Annotated in this window: 21 protein-coding genes and 2 tRNA genes; 12 read left to right on the forward strand and 11 right to left on the reverse strand. The window is 70.2% G+C overall.

Going from position 1 to position 23,716, the window contains the following annotated elements; genetic code table 11:
- Positions 1-74: 74 nt before the first annotated feature.
- On the reverse strand, positions 75-1,064 hold the full coding sequence (locus ACZ7PG_RS47365; protein WP_470245807.1) for a mechanosensitive ion channel family protein: 990 nt from the start codon (positions 1,062-1,064) through the stop codon (positions 75-77).
- A gap of 358 nt (positions 1,065-1,422) precedes the next feature.
- Between ACZ7PG_RS47365 and ACZ7PG_RS47370 the strand changes: the two genes are divergently transcribed.
- Complete coding sequence (locus ACZ7PG_RS47370; protein ID WP_470245808.1) at positions 1,423-1,920, forward strand: HNH endonuclease; 498 nt, start codon at positions 1,423-1,425, stop codon at positions 1,918-1,920.
- Positions 1,921-2,020: 100 nt separating this feature from the next.
- Here the strand turns inward: ACZ7PG_RS47370 and ACZ7PG_RS47375 are convergent, their stop codons facing one another.
- A complete protein-coding gene (locus ACZ7PG_RS47375) occupies positions 2,021-2,392 on the reverse strand; it encodes a hypothetical protein (RefSeq protein WP_284742168.1) in 372 nt (123 codons plus the stop codon).
- A 278-nt stretch (positions 2,393-2,670) separates the two neighbouring features.
- Here ACZ7PG_RS47375 and ctaJ point away from each other — a divergent pair, with 278 nt between their 5' ends.
- Both ctaJ and ACZ7PG_RS47385 read left to right on the forward strand, forming a co-directional pair.
- Positions 2,671-2,925, forward strand: coding sequence for an aa3-type cytochrome oxidase subunit CtaJ (gene ctaJ / locus ACZ7PG_RS47380; protein ID WP_470245809.1), 255 nt, complete (start codon positions 2,671-2,673; stop codon positions 2,923-2,925).
- Positions 2,912-3,400: a DUF5130 family protein gene (locus ACZ7PG_RS47385; RefSeq protein WP_470245810.1), complete on the forward strand. Its 489-nt coding sequence runs from the start codon at positions 2,912-2,914 to the stop codon at positions 3,398-3,400. The genes ctaJ and ACZ7PG_RS47385 overlap by 14 nt, the downstream gene beginning before the upstream one ends.
- A 65-nt stretch (positions 3,401-3,465) precedes the next feature.
- Here the strand turns inward: ACZ7PG_RS47385 and pepN are convergent, their stop codons facing one another.
- On the reverse strand, positions 3,466-6,033 hold the full coding sequence (pepN, locus tag ACZ7PG_RS47390) for an aminopeptidase N (RefSeq protein ID WP_470246478.1): 2,568 nt from the start codon (positions 6,031-6,033) through the stop codon (positions 3,466-3,468).
- A gap of 161 nt (positions 6,034-6,194) precedes the next feature.
- Here pepN and ACZ7PG_RS47395 point away from each other — a divergent pair, with 161 nt between their 5' ends.
- On the forward strand, positions 6,195-6,815 hold the full coding sequence (locus tag ACZ7PG_RS47395; protein ID WP_470245811.1) for a mycothiol-dependent nitroreductase Rv2466c family protein: 621 nt from the start codon (positions 6,195-6,197) through the stop codon (positions 6,813-6,815).
- A gap of 7 nt (positions 6,816-6,822) precedes the next feature.
- Here ACZ7PG_RS47395 and ACZ7PG_RS47400 read toward each other — a convergent pair whose 3' ends face one another.
- Entirely contained in the window at positions 6,823-7,632 is an 810-nt protein-coding gene (locus ACZ7PG_RS47400; protein WP_470245812.1) for an MBL fold metallo-hydrolase, read from the reverse strand.
- Positions 7,629-8,351 (reverse strand): 2-phosphosulfolactate phosphatase, encoded by a 723-nt coding sequence (locus tag ACZ7PG_RS47405; RefSeq protein WP_470245813.1) that lies wholly within the window; start codon positions 8,349-8,351, stop codon positions 7,629-7,631. The genes ACZ7PG_RS47400 and ACZ7PG_RS47405 overlap by 4 nt, the downstream gene beginning before the upstream one ends.
- A 45-nt stretch (positions 8,352-8,396) precedes the next feature.
- On the opposite strand from ACZ7PG_RS47405, the gene ACZ7PG_RS47410 reads away from it, so the two are divergent.
- Positions 8,397-8,870, forward strand: coding sequence for a ribose-5-phosphate isomerase (locus tag ACZ7PG_RS47410; protein ID WP_470245814.1), 474 nt, complete (start codon positions 8,397-8,399; stop codon positions 8,868-8,870).
- Entirely contained in the window at positions 8,870-9,679 is an 810-nt protein-coding gene (locus ACZ7PG_RS47415; RefSeq protein ID WP_470245815.1) for an Fpg/Nei family DNA glycosylase, read from the forward strand. Before ACZ7PG_RS47410 ends, ACZ7PG_RS47415 begins: the two co-directional genes overlap by 1 nt.
- Here the strand turns inward: ACZ7PG_RS47415 and ACZ7PG_RS47420 are convergent.
- Positions 9,667-10,506 carry a type 1 glutamine amidotransferase domain-containing protein gene (locus tag ACZ7PG_RS47420; protein WP_470245816.1) on the reverse strand — a complete coding sequence of 280 codons (840 nt, stop codon included), beginning with the start codon at positions 10,504-10,506 and terminating at the stop codon, positions 9,667-9,669. The two genes, ACZ7PG_RS47415 and ACZ7PG_RS47420, sit on opposite strands and share 13 nt — an antisense overlap.
- 23 nt (positions 10,507-10,529) lie before the next feature.
- Positions 10,530-11,348, reverse strand: coding sequence for a hypothetical protein (locus ACZ7PG_RS47425; RefSeq protein WP_470245817.1), 819 nt, complete (start codon positions 11,346-11,348; stop codon positions 10,530-10,532).
- Positions 11,349-11,496: 148 nt separating this feature from the next.
- On the opposite strand from ACZ7PG_RS47425, the gene ACZ7PG_RS47430 reads away from it, so the two are divergent.
- The 3 genes from ACZ7PG_RS47430 (at position 11,497) to ACZ7PG_RS47440 (ending at position 14,514) form a co-directional block, all read left to right on the forward strand.
- Positions 11,497-12,372, forward strand: a complete 876-nt coding sequence (locus ACZ7PG_RS47430) for a TIGR03619 family F420-dependent LLM class oxidoreductase (RefSeq protein ID WP_470245818.1) — start codon at positions 11,497-11,499, stop codon at positions 12,370-12,372.
- Positions 12,373-12,377: 5 nt separating this feature from the next.
- Positions 12,378-12,830: a nuclear transport factor 2 family protein gene (locus ACZ7PG_RS47435; protein WP_470245819.1), complete on the forward strand. Its 453-nt coding sequence runs from the start codon at positions 12,378-12,380 to the stop codon at positions 12,828-12,830.
- Between the two features lie 115 nt (positions 12,831-12,945).
- Positions 12,946-14,514 (forward strand): carbohydrate-binding protein, encoded by a 1,569-nt coding sequence (locus ACZ7PG_RS47440; protein WP_470245820.1) that lies wholly within the window; start codon positions 12,946-12,948, stop codon positions 14,512-14,514.
- Between the two features lie 31 nt (positions 14,515-14,545).
- On the opposite strand, the gene ACZ7PG_RS47445 is transcribed toward ACZ7PG_RS47440, so the two are convergent.
- On the reverse strand, positions 14,546-14,917 hold the full coding sequence (locus tag ACZ7PG_RS47445; protein WP_470245821.1) for a winged helix-turn-helix transcriptional regulator: 372 nt from the start codon (positions 14,915-14,917) through the stop codon (positions 14,546-14,548).
- Between the two features lie 66 nt (positions 14,918-14,983).
- On the opposite strand from ACZ7PG_RS47445, the gene ACZ7PG_RS47450 reads away from it, so the two are divergent.
- Together ACZ7PG_RS47450 and ACZ7PG_RS47455 are read left to right on the forward strand one after the other, a co-directional pair.
- Positions 14,984-15,763 carry an SDR family oxidoreductase gene (locus ACZ7PG_RS47450; protein ID WP_470245822.1) on the forward strand — a complete coding sequence of 260 codons (780 nt, stop codon included), beginning with the start codon at positions 14,984-14,986 and terminating at the stop codon, positions 15,761-15,763.
- Entirely contained in the window at positions 15,760-16,560 is an 801-nt protein-coding gene (locus ACZ7PG_RS47455) for a haloalkane dehalogenase (protein ID WP_470245823.1), read from the forward strand. The genes ACZ7PG_RS47450 and ACZ7PG_RS47455 overlap by 4 nt, the downstream gene beginning before the upstream one ends.
- Here ACZ7PG_RS47455 and ACZ7PG_RS47460 read toward each other — a convergent pair.
- Together ACZ7PG_RS47460 and ACZ7PG_RS47465 are read right to left on the reverse strand one after the other, a co-directional pair.
- On the reverse strand, positions 16,527-17,426 hold the full coding sequence (locus tag ACZ7PG_RS47460; protein ID WP_470245824.1) for a pentapeptide repeat-containing protein: 900 nt from the start codon (positions 17,424-17,426) through the stop codon (positions 16,527-16,529). The genes ACZ7PG_RS47455 and ACZ7PG_RS47460 overlap by 34 nt on opposite strands.
- A 1,321-nt stretch (positions 17,427-18,747) precedes the next feature.
- A tRNA-Pro gene (locus ACZ7PG_RS47465) sits at positions 18,748-18,821 on the reverse strand.
- A gap of 78 nt (positions 18,822-18,899) precedes the next feature.
- On the opposite strand from ACZ7PG_RS47465, the gene ACZ7PG_RS47470 reads away from it, so the two are divergent.
- Positions 18,900-18,973 (forward strand) — tRNA-Gly (locus ACZ7PG_RS47470).
- On the opposite strand, the gene ACZ7PG_RS47475 is transcribed toward ACZ7PG_RS47470, so the two are convergent.
- Positions 18,925-23,586 (reverse strand): HAMP domain-containing protein, encoded by a 4,662-nt coding sequence (locus ACZ7PG_RS47475; RefSeq protein WP_470246479.1) that lies wholly within the window; start codon positions 23,584-23,586, stop codon positions 18,925-18,927. The genes ACZ7PG_RS47470 and ACZ7PG_RS47475 overlap by 49 nt on opposite strands.
- Positions 23,587-23,716 lie beyond the last annotated feature (130 nt).

Consider the following 23,716-nt stretch of genomic DNA (forward strand, 5'->3'; position numbering starts at 1 on the left):
AAGGTCGCGAACCCGTTTCCCAGCGTAACCACGCGGGCCGGGTCGTGAGGCAGCTCACGACCCGGCGCGGGAGGCTACTTCTTCTCGACGACCGCGGCGGAGTTCGGGAAGAGCCGGCCGAGCGGGGGCTCGAACCCGGCCTCCTCCAGGGCCGCCAGCAGCTGGGCCCGCAGCGCCCGCTGGACGGCCCACTGCTTGCCCGGCCGGACCTTCACGGTCAGGCGCAGCTGCAGGCCCTCCGGGGTGACGCTTTCCACGCCCAGCATCTCCGGGGGCTCCAGGATGTTGTCCTTCAGCGCGTCGCTCTCGGTCGCGGTCGAAGCCGCCTCGCCGAGGACCGTGGTCGCGCGCTCGACGTCGGCGGTGTAGCCGAGCGGGACGTCGACGACCGCGACCGCGAAGCCCTGGCTCGAGTTGCCGACGCGCAGCACCTCGCCGTTGCGGACGTACCAGACCGTGCCCTTGAGGTCGCGCAGCGTGGTGATCCGCAGGCCGACCGCCTCGACGGTGCCGGTCGCCTCGCCGACGTCGACGACGTCGCCGACGCCGTACTGGTCCTCGACCATCATGAAGATGCCGGAGAGGAAGTCCTTCACGAGGTTCTGCGCGCCGAACCCGATCGCGACGCCGATGATGCCGGCCGACGCGATGATCGGGCCGAGGTCCAGGCCCAGCTCACCCAGCACGAGGATGAAGGCGAGGCCGTAGACCAGGAACGTCGCCATCGACTTCAGCACCGACCCGATGGTCTGCGCGCGCTGGCGGCGCCGTTCGATCACGGCGGAGCCGAGCACCTCGGGGGCGCGCTCACGCAGGGGGCGGAGCAGGGCCGGGAGCTTGCCGCTGCCTCGGGGGAGCGTCGTGACGCGGTTGATCATCCGCCTGATCAGCAGCCGCACGACGAACGCGATCACGATGATCATCAGGATCTTCAGCGGCTTGGTCAGCAGCCAGTTCGTCGAGCCGGCCAGCCACTCGTTGCCGGTGGCCTTGTAGACCTGGGAGCACAGGGTGCTCAGGTCGTCGACGCACGGCGTCTTGGCGGAGGACAGCAAAAGGGACACGGGAGTTCGATCATCCTTCCGATCAGGTCGGTTTTCCCAACTTCGAGTGGATGTTGGGTCGCGCGGATGTGACACGTCTTGTAACACACGTGCGCTGGGGGCCTGTTCTGTGGTCGACTATGCCTACGCCCCTGGAGGTGGTCGAGTGCCAGACCGACAACCCAGCCCCCGCGGCGTCTCCGGCCAAGCCATGGCCGCCGAGACGCCAGAGGTGGTCCTGCGCGCCTATCCGGGGGGTACCGCATCCGGCGGTCCCGTCCCGGCCGGGCCGGGGAACCGCCCAGGGGGCATTACCCGTCCGCCCGGTCAGCGTAGTAGAGGCCGGGATCCGGCGGTCCCGGCCTGGGGCCGGCGCCGGGTGCTCCTGCTCAACGCCACGTTCGAGCCACTGACCGCGTTGCCGCTACGGCGCGCGGTCGTGCTCGTGATGTGCGGCAAGGCCGAGGTGGTGCACGGCGACCCGGGTGGCATCGAGCTGCATTCGGCGAAGGTGTCGCTGCCCGTGCCGTCCGTGATCCGGCTCAGCACGTACGTGCGCGTGCCGTACCGGGCGAAGGTGCCGCTCACCCGCGCCGGGCTGATGCACCGCGACCGGTACCGCTGCGCCTACTGCGGAGGGCGGGCCGAGACGATCGACCACGTCATCCCACGCAGCCGGGGCGGACCCCACGCCTGGACGAACTGCGTCGCCTGCTGCGCCAAGTGCAACCACCGCAAGGCGGACCGGCTGCTCGTGGAGATCGGCTGGCGGCTGCGCGTCGTCCCGCGGGCCCCGCACGGCCCGCACTGGCGGCTGCTCGCGCACTCTAAGGAAGCCGACCCGCTCTGGCAGCCTTACCTGGGCTCCGCCGCCTGACGGACCCCGGACATAACGGCGCCCCGGCTGCCTTGCGGCGGCCGGGGCGAGCCGGGTGCTTGCGCGTGTTCAGGTGGTGCGAGCGGCCCTGGAGTGCAGGTCAGGCAGCGAGCGCGTAGTCGCTCTGGCAGGTGACGCGGGTCCCCATGGTGACGCGCGTGCCGCGGGTGACCCGCGTGCCTCGCGTGACGCGGGTGCCGCAGGTGACGCGCGTGCCGGCCGTCACGCGCGTGCCCATCGTGACGCGGGTGCCCCTGGTGACCCGCGTACCCCGCGTGACCCGCGTCCCCGCCGTCACCCGGGTGCCCATGGTCACGCGCGTTCCCGCCGTGACGCGTGTACCGCGAGTGACGCGTGTACCGCGGGTAACCCTTGTGCCCGCCGTCACACGCGTTCCGGGCACGAATTCGATTTCGCTGGGTGACGAGGTGGCCTCGGTGATCGCCTGTGCGGGGGTGTGGACGCTGTTCATGGCAGGGCCTCCTGGGACCGGTGCGTAACCTGCTGGGGCTGGGGAGCGGGGCGCAAGGCCCGTACAGGTGAAAAAGCTACGAGGATTTCAAGGCTGCGACAAGGCGACAGCGGCGGGTGCGGCCGCCTGTACGTTGAGTTGCAACCTTTCGGCCCGACGGTCTTCGCCCCAACGTTCCAGTGGCCGCGAGCCAAGCGGCGGACGGCACTCGGCTTACGACGAACGGTCGAGTGCGGCGCGCGCGGTGTGCCCGAAGGCCATCCGATACGCTCAGCGCCGTGAACATCGTCGAGACGATCCTGGTCTTCGCCGTGATCCCGCTGGCCATCTACGGCCTCGCCGGGCTGCTGACGCTCCGGCGCAGGTCCGGCGGCGCCGCGCGGTACCGGTCCGGCCAGGCCTGGGACTACCCGGCCATGTGGTGGAGCGCCAACCCCGACGGGGTCGGTGCCGGGCACCGGCAGGCCGGCGCCGAGAACAACGCGCCCGAGGGCGCCCCGACCGCGGCTGGAGGCGCTCGTGGCAACTGGTGAGCTGACGAAGCGCGTCGACGAGTCCGAACTGGGCTACGGCGAGGGTCTCACGTCCAGCGGCCGCGTGTCGGCCGCGAAGATGTACGAGCCCGAAGCGCCGACGAGCCCCTTCACGACCCGCCAGCTGGCCCGCCTCGACGAGGCGCTGACGTTCGCGAGCCGCGAGACCGGCCTCGACTTCAGCCTGTACCTCGGCGAGCTGGGCACCGACAGCCGATCGGCGGCGGAGAAGCTCCACTCGACGACGGCGAACCCGGCGAACGCGGTCCTGATCGCGGTCAGCCCGGGCGAGAAGCTGATCGAGATCGTCACGGGCAAGACGGCCCACGTCCGTCTCCCGGACCGCGGCTGCAAGCTCGCGGTGGCGAGCATGGTGGCGTCCTTCAAGGAGGGCGACCTCGTGCGCGGGCTGGTGAACGGCCTCGCGAACGCGCTGCGCATGCTGTCGGACCAGGCGGGCCCCGCGCCCCGCTGACCCAGGCACACGAAGAGCCCCGCACCTCGGCCGAGGTGCGGGGCTCTTTCACGTCCGGCTCGGGGTCAGCCCTGGGCGTCGAAGTCCCGCGCCGCCAAGGCGCGCACGATGCCCGCCCGGCCCTCCGAAACCAGCCGACGCAGTGCCTGCGAGTGCTCGCCCGCGAGCCACTCGTCCGAGGCCGTCACCGTCTCCGGGGCCACCGCCCACGACGGGTACAGCCCGATCGCGATCGGCTGCGCGCGCTCGCTCGAGCGCCGCTGCCACACCTCGTCGATCACCTCGAAGTACCGGCCCACGTACGAACCCAGCAGCGCCTTCTGGCCCGGGTGGGAGAAGCCCGAGATGAGCGAGTCGCTGACCGCGTTCGGCAGCTCGTCGTCGTACACCGCGCGCTGCCACGCGTCGGCCTTGGCCTCTTCGGTCGGGCGCAGGGAACGGGCTCGCTCCGCCTGGCGACGGCCGGTCGCCGTGTTGTCGCGGGCCAGCTCGGCGTCGATCTCCGGGGTGTCCGCCTGGCCGTGCGCCACCAGCGTGTGCAGCAGGCGCCAGCGCAGGTCCGTGTCCACCGTCAAGCCGTCCAGCGGGGCCGACCCGTCGAGCCAGCCGGCCACCACCGCGAGCGTCTCGGCGTCCAGCACCGACCCGGCCAGCGAGTTGACGAACGCCAGCTGGTGGTCCGAGCCCGGTTCGGCGGCGCGGACCAGCTCCAGCAGCCGCGTCGTGAACGCCGGCCAGCCGCGCGCCGCCGCCCACTCCTGCTCGGCGTAGGAGTTCAGGGCCGTCTGGGCCTGCAGCAGCAGCCGCTGGACGACGCCGACCTCGGTCTCCGTGTGGATGCCGCGCTGCACCAGCGTCACGAAGTCGCGGGCCTTCAGCTCGGCCTCGCGGGTCATCTCCCACGCCGCCGACCAGCACAGCGTCCGCGGCAGCGACTCGGTGATGTCGGCGACCCGGTCGATCAGCGTCGTCAGCGACGCCGGGTCGAGCCGCATCGTGCAGTACGTCAGGTCGTCGTCGTTGACCAGCACGAGCTTGCCCGCGGGCCGGCCGACCAGGGCGGGCACCTCGGTGCGCTCGCCGTCGACGTCCAGCTCGACGCGCTGGGTCCGGACGATCTTGCCGGAGCCGTCCTCGTCGTAGATCCCGACGGCGACGCGGTGCGTGCGCAGCTCACCGGCGCCCGGCTTCGCGCCCGACTGCACGACGGCGAACGACTTGAACGTCCCGTCCGCGCCGACCTCGTAGCGCGGGCTCAGCGAGTTCAGCCCGGTGGTCTCCAGCCACTGCGCGCTCCACCACGACAGGTCGCGCCCGGACGCCTCCTCCAGCGCGCCCAGCAGGTCGGCCAGGGTCGCGTTGCCCCAGGCGTGCTTGCCGAAGTACACCTTCAGGCCGTCGAGGAAGTGGTCCAGCCCGACGTAGGCGACGAGCTGCTTGAGCACGCTCGCGCCCTTGGCGTAGGTGATGCCGTCGAAGTTCACCTCGACCGCGTGCAGGTCGACGATGTCGGCCGCGATCGGGTGCGTCGAGGGCAGCTGGTCCTGGCGGTAGGCCCACGACTTCTCGATGTTCGCGAAGCTGGTCCACGCGTTCTTGTACTCGGTGGCCTCGGCCTGGGCCAGGACGCTCGCGAAGGTCGCGAACGACTCGTTCAGCCACAGGTCGTCCCACCAGCGCATGGTGACCAGGTCGCCGAACCACATGTGCGCCATCTCGTGCAGCAGCGTCTCGGCGCGCCGCTCGTAGGCGTAGCGGGTGACGCGGCTGCGGAAGACGTAGTCCTCCAGGAACGTCACCGCGCCGGCGTTCTCCATCGCGCCCGCGTTGAACTCGGGCACGAACAGCTGGTCGTACTTGGAGAACGGGTAGGGCGTGCCGAACTTCTCGTGATAGAAGCCGAAGCCCTGCTTGGTCTCGGTGAACAGCCGCTCGGCGTCCATGTGCTCGGCCAGCGAGGCGCGGCAGTAGAGGCCCAGCGGGATCGTCTTGTGCTCGTCGGTGTACTCGTCGCGCCACTCGGCGTACGGGCCGGCGATCAGCGCGACCAGGTAGGTCGAGAGCCGCTCGGACTCCTTGAACACCGTGCGGACGGCGCCTTCGGGCGTCTCCTCGGCGGACTCCGCCACGGTGTTCGCGATGACCTTCCAGTCCTTCGGCGCGATCACGGTGAGCCGGTAGACCGACTTGAGGTCGGGCTGGTCGAAGCAGGCGAACATCCGCTTGGCGTCGGCCGTCTCGAACTGCGTGTACAGGTAGACGCTGTCGTCGACCGGGTCGACGAACCGGTGCAGGCCCTCGCCGGTGTTCATGTACCGGCAGTCGGCGGTCACGGTGAGCTCGTTCACCTCGGCCAGGCCGGCCAGCGCGATTCCCTTGTCCTCGACGTACGCGCTGGTGTCGACGTCCGTGCCGTTCAACGTGGCCGAGCGCACGCGGTCGGCGACGATGTCGACCCACGTCCGCTCGCCGGCCCGGGCGCTGGAGAACCGGACGGTCGTCTTCGACGCGAAGGTCTTCTCGCCGGGGCCGCCGTGGCCGTCGGTGAGATCCAGCTCGATGTCGTATCCGGTGACATCGAGCAGGTCCGCGCGCAGCTTGGCTTGGTCGCGGGTCAGGTTGGGGGCGGGCACAGGCACCTCTGGTCGTTGGTATCGGTTTTCAACTCCTCGCATCCAATCATGGGGACGGGGTGGTGGGCGATGGGGAACAAGCCCGGGCCCCCGGGTGTTGGCCCGCTGTGTGGGGGTGTGCCCGCCCCCGGACCGGACCTGACTTCGCACAGGAGAACCTGATGACCGCTGCCGAGCAGCCCACGAAGGTCGACTTCTACTTCGACCCGATCTGCCCGTTCGCGTGGATCACCTCGCGCTGGATCCTCGAGGTGGAGAAGCACCGCAACCTGGACCTGAACTTCCGGATCATGAGCCTGTCGGTGCTGAACGAGGGCCGCGACGAGCTGCCCGAGCAGTACAAGGAGCTGCTGGCGAAGGGCTGGGGCCCGGTGCGCGTGGCGGTCGCGCTCGCGCAGCTCAACGGCGAAAAGGCGCTGCGGGACTACTACACCGAGTTCGGCACGCGCTACCACAACGAGGGCAACAAGGACCGCGACGCGGTGATCAAGGAGGCCCTGGCCGCGATCGGCGCGCCGGCCGAACTCTACGAAGCCGCGGACAAGACCGAGTTCGACGACGCGCTGAAGAAGAGCCACCACGAGGGCATGGACCCGGTCGGCATGGACGTCGGCACCCCGACGATCCACATCGACGGCGTCGCGTTCTTCGGCCCGGTGCTCAGCTCGATCCCGCGCGGCGAAGACGCGCTCAAGGTGTTCGACGGCGCCGTCGCGCTGGCGAGCTACCCGGACTTCTTCGAGCTCAAGCGCACCCGGTCCGGTGAGCTGAACTTCGACTGAGCCGCCTTCAAGGCGTGTTCAAGGCGGCCAGGGTGACGTCGCTGGGGTAGCGGGACGCTGCCACGGCGGCCACCTCGGTCGTCTCGCCGCGCCCGACCCCGGCCTTGAGCGCGATCAGCTCGTGCAGGCCGTGGCGGTGGTAGCGGACGAAGTCGGCGTCGACGGGGTCGCCGTGCCCCGGCACGATCACCCGCGGCTTCAGCGCGAGCAGCGTGTCGAGGGTGTCCGGCCACGCGGTCAGGTCCGACTCGGGGCTGAACGAGAACGCGCTGAAGCCGTGCTCGGCGTTCTCGACGATGTCTCCCGCGAAGAGCACGTCCGCGTCCGGCACGTGCACGACGACGTCGTGGTCGGTGTGGGCGCGGCCGGGGTGCAGCAGGACGGCGGTGCGGCCGCCGAGGTCGAGCTCGGTCCGGTCGGTGAACAGGTGGTCGGGCACCACGAACGTCGTGCGCGCGATGGCGTCGGCGGTCTCCGCCTTGCCCTGTTCGCGGTAGTAGGCGATCCACTTCGCGCGCGCGTCTTCCGCGTACTCGGTCAGCTCGGCGCGGCAGCCCTCGTGGGCCCAGACGGCGCAGGGCGCGAACCGCTCGGTGCCCCAGGTGTGGTCGAAGTGCGCGTGCGTGAACACGACCGACCACGGCAGCGGCGTCAGTTCGCGGACCGCCGCCGCCAGCTCGGCGCCCTGTTCCAGGTCGCCGCGGGTGTCGACGACCAGGCAGCGGTCGGCGCCCACCACCAGCCCGACGGTCAGGTCCAGCTCCTCGTAGCGGCGCGCGTGCACGCCCTCGGCGACCTCGATCCAGCGCCCGCTCATGCCAGTACTCCTTCGCTCAGTACGGGAGCAGCATCGCTCACGTCGAGCCGCGCGGCCAGCGTGACGTCTCCGACGTGCCCGGCCTCGGTCAGCTCGCGGCCCGACACGCAGTCCGCCAGCGCGGCGACGTCGACCGAACGGGCGGCGAGCGCGGCTTCGGGGGACAACGACAGGCCGTACCCGGCCAGCGCGGCGGCGATCGCGCCCGCACCCATCTGGTCCTCGACGCACGGCCGCAGCGGCCCGAAGGTGTCGCCGGTGCCGAAGATGTTCACGCCCCAGCGTTCCCCGGCCGCGATGAGCCCGATCGGGCCGCCCAGCTCGTGGGCCTTCGCCGCGACGGCGGAGGCGTTGCGCAGGCAGCCCGCCAGTACCCGCGCGCCGGTCGCCGCGGCGGCGTCGCACAGTGTCGCGCCGTTGGGCGAGGGGAGCGCGAGCAGCGTCCCGGGCGGGATTTCCGTCACAGAAGACGGCCTGAGGGTGAACGCGCCTTCGCCCGCGATGACGGCGCCGGCCGCGCGCGCCTGGGCGACGCCGCGCTCGTCGCGCCAGCGGACCGGCAGCACGCGGCCGCCGCGGCTCACGACGAGATCCGTGGTGGTGCCGAAGGAGAGGACGTCGACGACGACCAGCACGGCGCACTCCCGGCCGAGCGCGGCCACGCCTTCGGCACCCCAGTCGAGCCGGACGTCGTACCCCGGCTGCTCCCAGATGCCCACCCCCGGAGCATGCCCGAAACCGGCCCTGATGGCAGACTCCCAGCCGTGCGTGTCTACTTGGGATCCGACCATGCCGGTTTCGAGCTGAAGAACCACCTCGTCGCCCACCTGGAGAAGCAGGGCCACGAGGTCACCGACATCGGCCCGCGGGTCTACGACGCGGCCGACGACTACCCGGCGTTCTGCGTCGAGACGGCGTTGCGCGTGGTGGCCGACGAGGGCAGCCGCGGCATCGTCGTCGGCGGCTCCGGCAACGGCGAGCAGATCGCCGCGAACAAGGTCCCCGGCGCGCGGTGCGGCCTCGCGTGGAGCGTCGAGACCGCCCAGCTGTGCCGGGAGCACAACCATGCCCAGCTGATCGGCGTCGGCGCCCGGATGCACACCGTCGAGCAGGCCACCGAGATCGTCGAGGCCTTCCTGGCGACCGAGGTCTCGCCGGAGGAGCGGCACGCGCGCCGCGTCCGGCAGCTGCTGGACTACGAGCGCACCGGCACCCCGCCGGCGCTGCCGGAGGCCTGATGCCCGAGGGGCACACGCTCCACCGGCTCGCGCGGCTGCACAAGCGCCGGTACGCCGGCGCCCCGGTCGAGGTGAGCAGCCCGCAGGGCCGGTTCGTCACCGAGGCGTCCCGTTTGGACGGTCAGGTGCTCGTCGGCGCCCAGGCGTACGGCAAGCACCTCTTCCACGACTACGGTCCACACGGGATCGTGCACATCCACCTGGGGCTCTACGGCACCTTCGGCGAGTCCCCGCTGCCGGCGCCGGAGCCGGTGGGACAGGTCCGGTTGCGGCTGGCCGGGCGGACCCACTGGACGGACCTGCGCGGCCCGACTCGCTGCGAACTGCTGTCCCCGGACCAGGTGGACGCGATCAAGGCACGTCTCGGACCCGACCCCCTGCGCCGCGACGCGAAACCCGAGCAGGCGTGGGCGCGCGTCTCGCGGTCGAAGACGTCGATCGCGGCGCTGCTGATGGACCAGGCCGTGCTGGCGGGCGTCGGCAACGTCTACCGCGCCGAGGTGCTGTTCCGCCACGGCGTCGCGCCGCTGACGCCGGGCCGGGCGCTCGACCGCGCGCTGTGGGACGACATCTGGGCCGACCTGGTGCTGCTGATGCGCGACGGCGTCCGCGTCGGCCGGATCGACACGGTCCGCCCCGAGCACCTGCCGGAGGCGATGGGCCGCGCGGCCCGCGTGGACCGCCACGGCGGTGAGGTGTACGTCTACCGGCGGGCCGGGGAGCCGTGCCTGGTGTGCGGGACGCCGGTGGCGAACTCGGAGCTGGTGGGCCGCAACCTCTACTGGTGCCCGACCTGTCAGCCGGCGTGAAGGCGGGTGGCGAAGGTCTTCGCGAACGTGTGGACGTCACCGGGCCAGCGCGCTGACACGTAGTTCCCGTCCTCGACGACGAACGCCGGACGCGGGTCGTCGAGCCGGTCACGGGCCCGGCCGCTCGCCTGGAGGCGGTCGGTCGTGTCCCGGAAGTCCGCCGGCCGCGCCAGCGCCCGCGTGACCTCCTGCTGCACCGACATGTACCCCTCGGGCTGCCCCGGTTCCTCGCGGTAGGTGCGGTAGTAGTCCGGGTCCCAGAACCGGGTCCGCCGCGCGAGCCGCCAGGCCGTGCGCTCCAGCTGCCAGGTCAGCGCCGTCGTCGTGCGGCCGTGCAGGACCGAGCGCCCGGTGTCCGGGTCGAGGCTGCGCGCGGCGAGCAGGACGCCGTGGCAGATCGCCGCGACCGGGAGGTCCCGGCGGAACGCCTCGGCGACCACGCCCTGCAGCACGGGACTTTCGAGGTATTCGCGCATCCCGCGGGCGCGGTGCCCGCCGGGCAGCAGCAGGCCGTCTTCGAGTTCGGCCTCGTCCCAGCTCGAAGGCGACTGCCACGCGGGATCGGCGAGCAGGGCGCGGTGGGCGTCCCGCGCGGCGCTGTCGGCTCGCAGGATCCGCCCGATCGCGACCAGCCCGCCCAAGCCCGGCACGCGGCCCCACGGGTCGAGGCCCCGGCCGGTGACCATCAGCTCGTCACAGGTGGCCTGCGTGCCGTCCGGCGTCGCGAACCGCACGGTGTGCCCGGCGGCGGTGAGCACCGCGTGGCTCACCGCCACCTCGGACGGGTCCGAGTCGCGTGCCGGGACCGGGATCAGGACAGTCGCCATGCGGCGAGAATGCCGGCGCGACCTCAGAAGTCGAAGCCGCCCCCGTCGAAGCCCCCGCCGTCGAACCCGCCACCGTCGAAACCGCCGCCGCCCCAGTCGCCGCCACCGTCACCGCCGCCGAAGTCGCCTCCGCTGTCGCCGCCCATGTCGCCGCCGTCGCCGCCCGCGTCACCGGACTCGAGCGCGTCCTGCTGGCCCGCGTCGTAGCCGGACTCCCAGGCCCCGGCGCTGGCGATGCCGCCCATGCCGGAGAACATCGCGCTGAACAGGAACATCGACCCGAGACCCCAGGCACCGGCGACGAGCGCGGGCTTCCACCACGGCTCGCTGTACCAGCCCTGCGGCACCGGCCGCCCGGCCACGCGGCCGCCGGGGTAGTAGTACGGCGTGTCCTGGCCCGCGTCGGGCGAGGCGGCGTAGTGCTGGCCCTCGACGTCGACGTCGCGGCGCTCGGTGACCTTGCCGGCGCGCTCGCGCTCGGCCTCCTCCGGCAGCTGCGGGCCGGGGTCCATGCCCATCGCGACCCGCGCGGCGCGGACGTAGTAGAGGCCCTCGACGGCGGTGTCCTTGACCAGGCGGGCCTGCTCGATCGTGCGGGCCTGCTCCATCTGGGAGCCGGCCGCGTTGTAGCGCTCGGCGGCGTCCGCCATCGCCTGCATCGACGCGGTGTCGTTGCCGTTGAGGTTGAGGACCTGACCGCCGAGCCGCTCGACGAGCCGCCGCGCGTCGGCCTTGGCGTCGTCCAGCTCGCGCTGCCGGGCCGCGGCGCGCTGCCGCGAGAAATACAGGCCGCCACCGACGATCACGACGACGAGCACGATCAGGAAGATCGCGGTGCCCATGGACCACTCCCAGAAGCTCGGGTGCTCGGTGACCGGAAGCCACCTTTGATTCGGACAACGCGGACGTTACGCGGAGGGTTCCCGGAGAGTGATCCGGCACACCGTCAGAGCTGGCCGAGTAAACTAGAACACGTTATAGTTCGACGCTATGAAGTTCACCCTGTCGATCGCGATGAACCCCCTCGATCAGCTGGGCGAGCTCGCCCGGGCCGCCGAAGAGGCCGGTTTCGCCTCCATCGCCCTGCCGGACTCGCTGTTCTACGCCGAGACGGTGGACACGGACTACCCGTACACCCCCGACGGCAGCCGGTTCTGGACCGGCGAGACGCCCTGGGTGGACCCGCTCGTCGCGACCGCGGCGATGGGCGCGGTCACCAGCCGCATCGAGTTCTACACGTCGGTGCTGAAGCTCGGCTCGCGCAACCCGGTGCTGCTGGCCCGTCAGGTCGGCTCGGCGTCGGTGCTCACCGGCGGCCGGTTCGGCCTCGGGCTCGGCGTCGGCTGGCTGCCGCAGGAGTTCGAGTACTGCGGCGTGCCGTTCGAGCGGCGCGGCAAGCGCGTCGACGAGGCCATCGACGTCCTCCGGCTGATCCTCGACGGCGGCATGGTCGAGTACCACGGCGAGTTCTACGACTTCGACAAGATCCAGATGAGCCCGGCGCCGCCGTCGCGGGTGCCGTTCTACATCGGCGGCCACACCGAGGTCGCGCTGAAGCGCGCGGCCCGCGTCGCCGACGGCTGGTCGTCGGCGATGATGAAGCTCGAGGAGCTGCGCGACACGATCGCCCGGCTGAAGGAGCTGCTGGCCGAGCGCGGCCGCGCCGACGACCCGTTCGAGTACCAGGCGGTCTGCATCGACAAGTTCGGCCTCGACGGCTACCGCGAGCAGGCCGAGGTGGGCGTCACCGACATCATCACCATGCCGTGGGTGTTCGACGGCGTCGGGTTCGACGCGCCGATCGAGCCGAAGCTGGAGTCCATCCGCAGGTTCGGGACCGAGATCATCGCCAAGTTCGAGGAGTGACGGGCATGGGTGTGCAGGTCAGCTGGGACAAGTCGGCCGAGCAGCCGCCCGCCCGGCGCGCGGCGCTGGCGTCGATGACCGCGGTGACGGCGGGGGACAAGGAGGCGTGGCTGGACCTCTTCGCGCCGGACGGTGTCGTCGAAGACCCCGTCGGGCCGTCGTTCTTCGACGAGGAGGGCAAGGGGCACCACGGCCGCGAGGGGATCAGCGCGTTCTGGGACAAGACGATCGCCAACGTGGAGCGCTTCGAGTTCACCATCCGCGACTCCCACGCGGCGGGGGACGAGTGCGCCAACGTCGGCACGATCACGACGTACCTGGCCGGCGGCTACCGCGTCGACACCGACGGGGTGTTCGTCTACCGCGTCGGCGAGGACGGGCTGATCACGTCGATGCGGGCGTTCTGGGAGACCGAGCGCGCGATGGCGACGGCCCGGCAGGTGACGGCGGAGGAGTAGGTCCCGGCCAGCGGAACCCCAATTTCATATCTGATACATGATCTCTTGACGCCCGGTTAGGCAGGACCCTTTACTAACTGGTGTAGACCTCCGATGTCTCCACCAGGGAGCAAGCATGTCCTTCCTCCGGCGCACGGCGGTCGCGGTCGCCGCGTTCGCGCTCGCGGCCAGCGGCACCGTCCTCAGTCAGACCCCGGCTTCCGCGCTGGAGAACGGGCTCCTGCGCACGCCGCCGATGGGGTTCAACAACTGGAACTCCACGCAGTGCAAAGCCGACTTCAACGAGACAATGATCAGAGGTATCGCCGACCTCTTCGTGAGCAAGGGGCTCAAGGACGTCGGCTACACCTATGTCAACATCGACGACTGCTGGGCGCTGCCCTCGCGGAACTCGGCGGGCAACCTGGTGCCGGATCCCGCGCGGTTCCCCAGTGGCATCAAGTCGCTGGCCGACTACGTGCACGCCAAGGGCCTGAAGTTCGGCATCTACACCAGCGCCGGCACGAAGACCTGCAACAAGGCCGGCTTCCCCGGCGGCCTCGGCCACGAGCAGCAGGACGCGAACCTCTTCGCCTCATGGGGCGTCGACTACCTGAAGTACGACAACTGCAACAACCAGGGTGTCGACGCGCAGCAGCGCTACAAGGCGATGCGGGACGCGCTGGCGAAGTCCGGCCGCGCCATCGCGTACTCGATCTGCGAGTGGGGCCAGAACCAGCCGTGGACCTGGGCGGCGCCGGTCGGGAACCTGTGGCGCACCACCGGTGACATCTCCGACAAGTGGTCGAGCATGATCGGCAAGGCCCAGACCAACCGCGGCCTCGCGCAGTACGCCGGCCCCGGGCACTGGAACGACCCGGACATGCTGGAGGTCGGCAACGGCGGCATGACCGCGGCCGAGTACCGCACGCACTTCAGCCTCTGGGCGATGATGGCGGCGCCGCTGCTCATCGGCAGCGACCTGCGGAAGGTGTCCGACGACAGCTTCTCGATCCTGAAGAACACCGATGTGATCGCGCTCGACCAGGACCCGCTGGGCAAGCAGGCGACGGTGCTCAGCTCGAACGGAGGCCTGGTCGTCTACAGCAAGATTCTCGCCAACGGTGACCGCGCGGTGGCGCTGTCGAACGAAACTTCCGCGACGGCCACGATCAGCACTTCGGCATCGGCGACGGGCATCGGCGGCGCGTCGTCGTACACGCTGAAGGACTTGTGGAGCAAGGCTTCTCGCGCCACGTCGGGGGCGATCAGCGCGTCGGTGCCCTCGCACGCGACGGTGCTGTACCGGGTTTCCCGCGCCAGCGGTGCTCGTTATGAAGCGGAGTCGGCGACGCTCTCGGCCGGCGGCACGGTCGACGCGAACCACGCGGGCTTCTCGGGGACCGGCTTCGCGAACGGCGCCAACGCGGCCGGCAGCTACGTCGAGTGGCAGGTGACCGGCCCGGCGTCGGCGCTGACGTTCGGCTACGCGAACGGCACGACGGCGGCGCGTCCGGTGGACATCGCGGTCGACGGCACGGTGGTGGCCACGGGGGTCCAGTTCCCGCCGACCGGTGCGTGGACGACGTGGAGCACGGTGACTCGCGCCTTGTCCCTGGCCGCGGGGTCGCACACGGTCCGCGTGACGGCGACGACCGCCGACGGCCCGGCGAACCTCGACTACCTGGACATCAGTTCTCCGTGACGCTCGGGTTGCGCGCGTCGGTGGCCGACGACTACCTGGCGGAGCTGCGCGAACGGTCGTCGTAGTCCGCGCGGGCTTCCTCGACCTTGGCGAGGTTGGCCGACCACTCGGCGAGGGTGGCGAACATCGGGCCGAGGCTGCGGCCCAGTTCGCTGATCTCGTATTCGACCCGCGGCGGGACTTCGGCGTGGTAGGTGCGGGTGATCAGGCCGTCGCGCTCCAGCTGTCGCAGCCGCTGGGTGAGTACTTTCGGGGTGATGCTGGCGATCCGGCGCTGCAGTTCGACGAACCGCTGGCGCCCGTATTCGTTGAGCGCCCAGAGGATCGGCGTCGTCCAGCGGCTGAAGACGATGTCGACGACGGGGGCGATCGGGCAGGCGAGCTCGGGTGTGGTCTCGGTCACTTTGGCCTCTCCGTCCAATACTTTCCTCTAGGTACCTACTATACGTCCGAATGTAGCGTCACTCGCATGATCACAGTCATGGGAGCGACAGGCAACGTCGGACGGCCCTTGGTGGAGGCTCTGACGGCGGCAGGGGAAGAGGTACGGGCGGTGTCCCGCAAGGGGCCGTTCCCGGGTGACTTGGCGGACGCGGCATCGTTGCGTCCGGCCTTCGAGGGCGCGACGGCGGTGTTTTTGCTGCTGCCACCGGGTTTTCACGGTTCGCTTTCGTCGATACTCGCGTCGGCCGACGGCGCGCGGGTCGTGTTGTTGTCATCGCAGGGAGTCGGAACCGGCCGGCACCCGTCGTTCTTCGAGGACGAGGTGCGCGGCTCGGGTCTCCCGTGGACGATCCTCCGGCCGGGCGGGTTCGCGTCGAACGCGGTGCAGTGGGCGGAAAGCGTGCGTACTTCCCGCGTTGTGGCCGCCCCGTTCGGCGACGTCGGTTTGCCGGTGATCGACCCGGCGGACATCGCCGAGGTGGCGGCCGCGGCGCTGCTTTCGCCGTCGCACACGGGCCGCACGTACGAACTGACAGGCCCTGCACTGGTTTCCCCACGAGACCAGGCGGCGGCGATCGGTACAGCGCTGGGCGAGCCGGTGCGGTTCATCCCGCAGACTCGTTCGGAAGCGCTTTCGTCGTTCCTGAACTTCATGCCCCCGGAGGTCGCGGAGGCAACGCTGGACATCCTGGGCTCACCGTCGCCCGCGGAGCAACGGGTGAGCCCGGACGTCGCGCAGATCCTGGGCCGCCCACCCCGCCCGTTCGCCGACTGGGCGGCGCGGAACGCGGCGGCGTTCAAATGAAACTGTTCCATCGCGAGATGGGTGCGGGTGCACCGGTGGTGTTCCTGCACGGCAACCCGACATCGTCCTACTTGTGGCGCAACGTAATGCCACTGGTACCGGGCCGCCGTCTGGCACCGGACCTGATCGGCATGGGGTCCTCGGAGCGCCCACCCATCGAGTATTCGTTCGACGACCACGCGCGCTACTTGGACGAGTGGTTCGACGCCCTGTCCCTCGACGACGTGGTCCTGGTAGGCCACGACTGGGGAGGAGCGCTGGCGGCGGACTGGGCGTCGCGGCACCCATCGCGAGTCCGCGGGTTGGCGTTCACGGAGGCGGTCCTGAAGCCGATGACGTGGGAGGAGTTCCCACCGGCGGGAGCGGAGGTGTTCCGCGCACTCAAGACCCCCGGCACAGCCGATCCGATGATCGACATGTTCTTGAAGTCGCTCCCACCGGAGTACGAAGGCATGTACCCGACACGGGAGTCCCGAATCCCGTTGCTGCGCTGGGCCCGTTCAATGCCCTTGGGCGGCGAACCGGCCGAGGTGGTGTCCCGGATCGAGTCGTTCGACGGTTGGCTGGCATCGTCGCGTTCGGTCCCGAAGCTCCTGATCACGTTCGACCCGGGCTTCGACACAATGCTGACCCCGCCGATGGTGGACTGGATGTCGTCGACATTCGCGTCGCTGGAGGTGGTCCACCACCCGGTCGTGGCGGGCCACCACACACCAGAGGAGCAGCCGGAGCTGATCGCCTCGACGGTGGCGTCGTGGCTGGCTCAGCTACCGGCGGGCCGGGTGGCTTCGTCGTAGTCCCGCGGCCGGATGGGCGGCAGGTCGTCCCGGCTGACCACACCTTCGGGTTCGAAGCCCTCGGGCCAGGTCGTCGAGGCGTCGACGTAGGCGCCCTCGACGACCGCCCCGGTCAGCTCGGCGTCCGTCAGATCGGCCGCACGCAGATCGGCGTCCGTCAGCTTGGCCCGGGTGAGCCGTGCCCCGGTGAGATCCGCCCGGCTCAGATCGGTGCCGCGCAGGTCGACGCCCTCGGCGAAGGCGCCGGTGAGCACCGCGTCCCGCAGGTCTGCTTGGTACAGCAAGGCTTCCACGAGCACAGCGCCCTTGAGGGAAACGCCGGTGAGATCGGCGCGGGTGAGGTCCGCGCGGTAGAGGACGGCACCGCTGAGGTCGGCGAAGTGCAGGTCCGCTTCGGGCAGGACGGCGAACCGCAGCCGGATTTCCGGCAGCTTCACCCGGTCCAGCTGCAACGGCCTGATCGGTTTCCGGGTTTCCCGCCGCCCGAGCACGACCACGGCGATGTCGACGTCCGTGCCCCGGGGGCGGTTCTTGACGAACAGGCACAGCACCTCCTCGACGGCGCGAAGATCGGCAGGGGAGGAGCGGGCGATCCGTTCGAGTGCGTAGATCCCGCCGAGCCGTACGTCGAGAACGGGATCACCGAGCTGGGTGATGGCGGTGGAGAAGGCATCGGTGACCTGGCTGTGGCGGTTGAGCTTCAGCTGCCGCCAGGTGGCCGTGGCCCCGGCGATGACCGCCAGTCCACCGAAGGCTTTGAGCAGGCTTTCCCGGACATCGGTGACGGCCTTGGCCCGATCGCCGCTCCCCGCACCGCCGAGATCCCAGTCGAGAATCCACCGCGGCCCCAGGACGACAAACGCCACAACGACACCAAGAGCAAGCAGCGAGAGCCCGGCCCGAGCACCGAGCCACCGCCGCCGCGGCGGCTCAGGAGCGACCTCATCCCGCCGAGGATGGCCGGGGAGTGGCGGAAATCGGTCTTCGAACCCACCCATCGCGTCGCGCCTCCTACCCGCCCACCCGTGTGCTCGCGACACCCTATCCGGGGATCGACTCTCTTCGGCGACCGAATAACCGTCCTGCTTCGGTTGCGCGACACTTTTCCGCGAACGTAACTTCCCGAACCCGGCGAACGACCCGCGGGTATGGACTCGATGACGACGAGCTTGCTGACTTCGACGCGGACGTTGTCCAACGCCGCGGAGATCGCGTTGGACATCCTGCAGAAGCGCCGTGCCGAGAATGGCGAGACCCCGGGCGTGCGTTCACTGCTCGATGCGGCGGGCGAACGCGTCGGGAATGACGACATCGACTTGGCGTACCGGTATTCGCCGGAGGCCATCACGATCATCGCCAGCAGCTACGTCCGTGCTCAGCGGGACCTCAAGGCCAAGGACGTGCAGCATTGCGAAGCGATGATCGCTTCACAGCTGCCCGGAGCTTGTGCGCTGCTTCGCGAACACGAAGCACACCGGATGGCTGACTTGAGGACACGTGAATCGCGACTCGCCCGGGTGCTGTCCCATTTCGGACGGGCGCGCAGAACCGAGGTGAAACCGCACGAAGAACTGGAGGTCGCGCGGGGAATTCTCAAGGACACGGCGACCAGGATCGAGTCGCTTGTGGACCGGCGATCCGACCTGATGGCCAGAAGACAGCTCGCGCTCGGTCTGTTGTATTCGAACGTCGGGGCGCTGGTACTCCTGATCTTGATTGCCGTAACCGCGGCCCTGGTGGACTTCAGCGGAGCGATGAGACTCGGAGACTCCGGCGTCGCGGCTGTGCGCGACCTCCTCGTGTGTCTCGGAGGCGGCGCCATGGGCGCGGCGACCAGCGTCCTCTTCCGTCTCCGCAAACTGGACCGCCTGCGCCCCGAGGAAGGGAGCTTCGGTTCGGCCGCGTTCCGCGTCGGGAGAGCGGATTCCGCGAACGCTGGCGGCAAGCGGGCCCGGTTCCACACAGACGACCTGATGACCCCGGTGCTGCACCAGGTGCGCGACACCCCAAACTTATCCGCCGACGAGTCAGTTGCCTGTTCGCGCTGGAGCGAACGCCCGGAAGGGCTGAATGACGGCAGACCCGACGGGGGAGGCCAGAGGCACCGTGGGGGTCCGGGGGGCTCGGCCCCCCGGGCAGTGGGAAGGAGGGTAAGAGGCGAAGGCGAAGCCAAGCCTCGAACCCGGGTCGGGATGACAGGATTTGAACCTGCGACCCTCCGCTCCCAAAGCGGATGCGCTACCAAGCTGCGCCACATCCCGTGACACCCCCAGGGGGGTGTGTGGTCAGCCTAGCGGGTCACGCTAAGCTGACCTCGCACCCGGGTACCTCGGGGGCACGCGGGTGTAGCTCAATGGTAGAGCCCTAGTCTTCCAAACTAGCTACGCGGGTTCGATTCCCGTCACCCGCTCCAAACGACGCAGCGTCCGCCTCCAACGACGCCGCGATCACGTCCAGCAGCTTGTCCGTGTCCACCGGCTTCGTGATGTAGTCGTCGGCGCCGCTGGCCAGGGTGCGGGCTCGGTCCTCCGCGGTTGCCTTGGCCGTTACCGCGATCACCGGCAGGTCCGCGTTCACCGCTTCCGCGCGGATCGCCGCGATCGTCGCGTTGCCGTCGAGTTCCGGCATCATCACGTCCATCAGCACCAGCGCCGTGTCCTCGTGGCGCTCCAGGGCCCTGATTCCGTCCACGCCCGTCTCCGCGTAGACCACCTCCAGGCCCGCCTGCTCCAGGACGGCCGCCAGGGCGAACACGTTCCTCAAATCGTCGTCGACGATCAGGACCTTCTCGCCGTGGAACCTCTTCGGCGTCACGTCCGGGGCCGCTACCAGGACCGTGCTCGGGACCGGGGGCAGCCGCGGGGACGACAGGGCCGTCACCGCGGGGTCGACCAGGTTGGATGCCGCCACCGGGAGGTACAGCGTGAACGTCGAGCCCACGCCCGGTTCGCTGATCACGCGGAGCTCGCCTCCGAGCAGCTCCGTCAGCTGCTGGCTGATGTTCAGCCCGAGGCCCGTTCCGCCGTACTTGCGGCTCGTCGTGCCGTCCGCCTGGCGGAACGCCTCGAAGATCACCGCCAGCTTCTCCTCCGGGATCCCTATCCCCGTGTCCTCGACCGCGAACGCGATGATGCCCGGCGCGTTCCGGAGCGCCTCCTGCTCGACCTCCGCCGGGTCCGCCGCCCGGATGTGGAGGCGGACGCGGCCCTCGTCGGTGAACTTCGCCGCGTTCGACAGCAGGTTGCGCAGGACCTGCTGGAGGCGATGCTCGTCGGTGTGGACGCTGCCCGGCACCGGCGGGTCGATGTGGACCGCGAACTCCAGGCCCTTGTCCGCCGTCAACGGCCGGCACAGGGACTCGACGTAGTCCACCAGCTCCGGCAGCGTGATGTCGGTCATCTGCAGGTCGAGGCGGCCCGCTTCGACCTTCGCCAGGTCCAGTATGTCGTTGATCAGCTGCTGCAGGTCCGAGCCCGCCGCGTAGATCGTCTTCGCGAACTGGATCTGCTTCTCCGTCAGGTTCCCCTCGGGGTTCTCCGACAGCAGCTTCGCCAGGATCAACGCGCTGTTCAACGGCGTGCGCAGCTCGTGCGACATGTTCGCCATGAACTCGGTCTTGTACTGCGACGCCACCGTCAGCTGCCCGGCGCGTTCCTCCAGCTCCTGACGCGCCTGCTCGATCTCGCTGTTCTTGACCTCGATGTCGCGGTTCTGCTGGGCCAGCAGCGCCGCCTTCTCGGCCAGCTCGGTGTTGGACCGCCGCAGCTCGCCCTGCTGGGCCTGCAGCTGCTCCGACCGCGCCCGCAGCTCCTGGGCCAGCCGCTGCGACTCCGTCAGCAGCGCTTCGGTCCGCGAGTTGGACAGGATCGTGTTGACGTTGACGCCGATCGTGTGCCGCAGCTGCTCCAGCAGGTCCTGGTGGACCGTGCTGAACTCGTTGACCGAGGCCAGCTCCAGCACGCCGAGCACCTCGCCCTGGAACAGCACCGGCAGCACGATCAGGTTCACCGGCGACGCCGACCCGAGCCCGGACGACACCAGCGCGTACTCCGGCGGCGCGTCCTGGACCAGGATCGTGCGGTGGTCGACGGCGGCCTGCCCGATCAGCGACTCGCCGATCGAGAACCGCAGGCCGGCGCGGGACTGGGCGAGGCCGTAGGCGGCGATGCACTCGAGCACCGTGCCGTCGCGGTCGTCGTCGCGGGCCAGGAAGAACGCGCCCTGCTGGGCCCGGACCAGCGGGGCCAGCTCGGACAGGATCAGCGCCGCGACCGACGCCAGGTCGCGGTGACCCTGCATCCGGCCCGAGAGCTGCGCGAGGTTCGTCTTCAGCCAGTCCTGCTCGCGGTTGGTCCTCGTCGTCTCCTTGAGGTTCGCGATCATCTGGTTGATGTTGTCCTTGAGGTCCGCGACCTCGCCGGACGCGTCGACGGCGATGTGCCGGGTCAGGTCGCCCGCCGTCACCGCCGTCGCCACCTGCGCGATCGCGCGGACCTGCGTGGTCAGGTTCCCGGCCAGCTGGTTCACGCTCTCGGTGAGCCGCTGCCAGGTGCCGGACACGCCGTCGACCTCGGCCTGGCCGCCCAGCTTGCCCTCGGTGCCGACCTCGCGCGCCACGCGCGTGACCTCCGAGGCGAACGCCGAGAGCTGGTCGACCATCGTGTTCATCGTGGTCTTGAGCTCGAGGATCTCGCCGCGGGCGTCGACGTCGATCTTCTTCGTCAGGTCGCCCTTCGCGACCGCGGTGGTCACCTGCGAGATGTTGCGCACCTGGCTGGTCAGGTTGTGCGCCATGAAGTTGACGTTCTCGGTCAGGTCCTTCCAGGTCCCGGCCACGCCGGGGACCCGCGCCTGACCGCCGAGGATGCCTTCGGTGCCGACCTCGCGCGAGACGCGGGTGACCTCGTCGGCGAACGCGCGCAGCGTCTCGACCATGCCGTTGAGCGTCTCGGCCAGCGCCGCGACCTCGCCCTGCGCGACGATCGAAATCTTCTTCGACAGGTCGCCGTTGGCCACGCCGGCCGCCACGGTGGCGATGCTGCGCACCTGGTCGGTCAGGTTGGTGGCCATGACGTTGACGTTGTCGGTCAGGTCCTTCCACGTGCCCGCGACGCCGCGGACGGTGGCCTGGCCGCCGAGCTTGCCTTCGGTGCCGACTTCGCGCGCCACTCGGGTGACTTCGTCGGCGAACGCGGAGAGCTGGTCGACCATCGTGTTGAGCGTGGTCTTGAGTTCGAGGATCTCGCCGCGCGCGTCGACCGAGATCTTCTGGGTCAGGTCGCCCTTCGCGACCGCCGACGTCACCGTGGCGATGTTCCGGACCTGGTCGGTCAGGTTGTTCGCCATGAAGTTGACGTTGTCGGTGAGGTCCTTCCAGGTGCCGGCAACGCCGGGCACGGTGGCCTGGCCGCCGAGCTTGCCTTCGGTGCCGACTTCGCGGGCGACGCGGGTGACTTCGTCGGCGAACGCGGAGAGCTGGTCGACCATCGTGTTGAGCGTGGTCTTCAGCTCGAGGATCTCGCCCCGGGCGTCCACCGCGATCTTCTGGGTCAGGTCGCCGCGCGCGACGGCCGTGGCGACCTGGGCGATGTTGCGGACCTGGGTGGTCAGGTTGTTCGCCATGAAGTTCACGGACCCGGTGAGGTCGCGCCAGGTGCCGGCGACACCCGGGACCTGCGCCTGCCCGCCCAGCTGACCCTCCGTGCCGACCTCGCGGGCGACACGGGTGACTTCGTCGGCGAACGCCGAGAGCTGGTCGACCATCGTGTTCATGGTCGTCTTGAGCTCGAGGATCTCGCCGCGCGCGTCGACGGTGATCTTCTGGGTCAGGTCGCCCTTCGCCACGGCCGTGGTCACGTGGGAGATGTTGCGGACCTGGTCGGTGAGGTTGTCGGCCATGCCGTTGACCGAGTCGGTGAGGCTGCGCCACGTCCCGGCCGCGCCGGCCACCTCGGCCTGCCCGCCCAGCTTGCCCTCGCTGCCGACCTCGCGCGCCACGCGGGTGACCTCGCCGGCGAACGCGGAGAGCTGGTCGACCATCGTGTTCAGCGTGTTCTTCAGCTGCAGGATCTCGCCGCGGGCGTCGACCTCGATCTTCTTCGTCAGGTCGCCGTTGGCCACCGCGGTCGCCACCTGCGAGATCCCGCGGACCTGGTCGGTCAGGTTGTCGGCCATCTGGTTGACCGAGTCGGTGAGGTCGCGCCACGTCCCGGCGACCCCGGCCACCTGGGCCTGGCCGCCGAGCTTGCCGTCGGAGCCCACCTCGCGGGAGACGCGGGTGACCTCGTCGGCGAACGACGAAAGCTGGTCGACCATCGTGTTGATGGTGTTCTTGAGCTCGAGGATCTCGCCGCGGGCGTCGACGTTGATCTTCTGGGTCAGGTCGCCGCGCGCGACGGCGGTGGTGACCTGGGCGATGTTGCGGACCTGCTCGGTGAGGTTGTCGGCCATGAAGTTGACGGAGTCGGTCAGGTCGCGCCAGGTGCCGGAGACGCCGGGGACGACCGCCTGGCCGCCGAGCCGGCCCTCGCCCGCGATCTCGCGAGAGAGCCTCGTCACTTCGGCGGCGAACCGCGACAGCTGCGCGATGAGGCCGTTGACCGTCTTGGCCAGCGTCGCGTACGCGCCCTGCAGCGGGCGCCCGTCCAGCGTCAGGGTCATCGGCTGGGACAGGTCGCCCTCGGCGACCGCGCCGAGCACCCGGTCCAGCTCGATCGTGGGGCGCGTGAGGTCCTCGACCAGGCCGTTGACGCTGTCGACGGCCGTGGTCCAGCCGCCGGGGCCGACCTCGGCCTCCACCCGCTCGCTCAGCCTGCCGTCCTGGCCGACGGCCGCGCGTACCCGCAGCAGCTCGCTGACCAGCCGCTGGTTGCGCTCGGCGATGTCGTTGAACGCGACCGCGAGCTGCGCCGAGATGCCGTCGCCGTGCGGGACGAGCCGCCGGCGGAAGTTGCCGTCCCCGAGATCCCGCACCGCCACGAGCAGCCGCTCCAGCGCCGCCGCCTCGCTCTGGGATTCCGTTGTCATGTGTGCCGACCCTCTCCACCACGCATGCGCCAGCCATGGTCCTCGACCCAGCGTGTCATGATTCGCCCTACACTTCGAGCCAGTCCGCCCGCTCACGCGGTAACCGTGCGATAGCAGTCCGGAGGCAGGA

The sequence above is a fragment of the Amycolatopsis sp. NPDC114504 genome (genome assembly GCF_055633595.1).

Bases quoted from the DNA above. Each gene is read 5' to 3' on its own strand.
- ACZ7PG_RS47375 (WP_284742168.1), bottom strand. From the start codon at position 2,392: ATGAACAGCGTCCACACCCCCGCACAGGCGATCACCGAGGCCACCTCG.
- ACZ7PG_RS47395 (WP_470245811.1), top strand. From the start codon at position 6,195: ATGACCGCTGCCGAGCAGCCCACGAAGGTCGACTTCTACTTCGACCCG.
- ACZ7PG_RS47400 (WP_470245812.1), bottom strand. From the start codon at position 7,632: ATGAGCGGGCGCTGGATCGAGGTCGCCGAGGGCGTGCACGCGCGCCGC.
- ACZ7PG_RS47415 (WP_470245815.1), top strand. From the start codon at position 8,870: ATGCCCGAGGGGCACACGCTCCACCGGCTCGCGCGGCTGCACAAGCGC.
- ACZ7PG_RS47420 (WP_470245816.1), bottom strand. From the start codon at position 10,506: ATGGCGACTGTCCTGATCCCGGTCCCGGCACGCGACTCGGACCCGTCC.
- ACZ7PG_RS47425 (WP_470245817.1), bottom strand. From the start codon at position 11,348: ATGGGCACCGCGATCTTCCTGATCGTGCTCGTCGTCGTGATCGTCGGT.
- ACZ7PG_RS47430 (WP_470245818.1), top strand. From the start codon at position 11,497: ATGAAGTTCACCCTGTCGATCGCGATGAACCCCCTCGATCAGCTGGGC.
- ACZ7PG_RS47435 (WP_470245819.1), top strand. From the start codon at position 12,378: ATGGGTGTGCAGGTCAGCTGGGACAAGTCGGCCGAGCAGCCGCCCGCC.
- ACZ7PG_RS47440 (WP_470245820.1), top strand. From the start codon at position 12,946: ATGTCCTTCCTCCGGCGCACGGCGGTCGCGGTCGCCGCGTTCGCGCTC.
- ACZ7PG_RS47450 (WP_470245822.1), top strand. From the start codon at position 14,984: ATGATCACAGTCATGGGAGCGACAGGCAACGTCGGACGGCCCTTGGTG.
- ACZ7PG_RS47455 (WP_470245823.1), top strand. From the start codon at position 15,760: ATGAAACTGTTCCATCGCGAGATGGGTGCGGGTGCACCGGTGGTGTTC.
- ACZ7PG_RS47475 (WP_470246479.1), bottom strand. From the start codon at position 23,586: ATGACAACGGAATCCCAGAGCGAGGCGGCGGCGCTGGAGCGGCTGCTC.